Annotated in this window: 1 protein-coding gene; it reads right to left on the bottom strand. The window is 61.2% G+C overall.

Annotated elements, in window-relative coordinates; all coding sequences use genetic code 11:
* On the bottom strand, positions 1-652 hold a 652-nt coding region (locus tag JHD67_RS22945; protein ID WP_199101161.1), incomplete at both ends, for an IS30 family transposase.

The raw sequence follows: 652 nt of genomic DNA, 5'->3' as shown, positions 1-652 counted from the left end.
CGCAGAAATAAACCGTGATGTCGGTGGCCAACGTGAAGCGCTGGTGTTGGGCCATCTCCGACCCTCTATCCCAAGTCAGCGATCGAAACAGCTCCTGCGGAAGTTTGCGTGCGTGTTTGATCAACTGATCGGTCACCGTTTGGCTATCCCGGCTATCCACCTGCACCAGCATGACGAAGCGTGAGTGCCTCTCGACCAGTGTGGCGATCTGGCTGTTCCGGCCACCAAACAACAGATCGCCTTCCCAATGGCCCGGCACGGCCCGGTCCTCGACCTCGGCAGGACGCTCGCGGATCGAGATCGCATCGGTGATCTGCGCGTGGTCTGCCGTTTTCTGCGTACGGTGTCGCGAGCGACGCATGGCTCGCGTACGCCGCAAATGTGCCAAAAGCTCTTTTTTCAGCGCTCCGCGTGCCTGGATGAAGAGACTCCGGTAGATCGTTTCGTGCGACACCTGGCGAGCCTCATTCCCCGGATAGGTGCGTTTGAGCCAGCCGGCAATTTGTTCCGGCGCCCACTGTTGCTGCAGCTTAGCGGCTACCAGGCGCGCCAGGACGCGATGACGGACTAACTTGCATGCCTTGGGGCGTCGCGCGCGATCCCAGGCCTGGTGGTCAGCGCGGCTGGCTCGATAGTGATCCTTCCCACCGTT

Origin of the sequence: Dyella sp. ASV21 (assembly GCF_016428975.1) — a bacterium.
Classification (GTDB): domain Bacteria; phylum Pseudomonadota; class Gammaproteobacteria; order Xanthomonadales; family Rhodanobacteraceae; genus Dyella.
The sequence above is the reverse complement of the archived record's forward strand: the minus strand, read 5'-3'. Positions and strand labels throughout refer to the sequence as shown.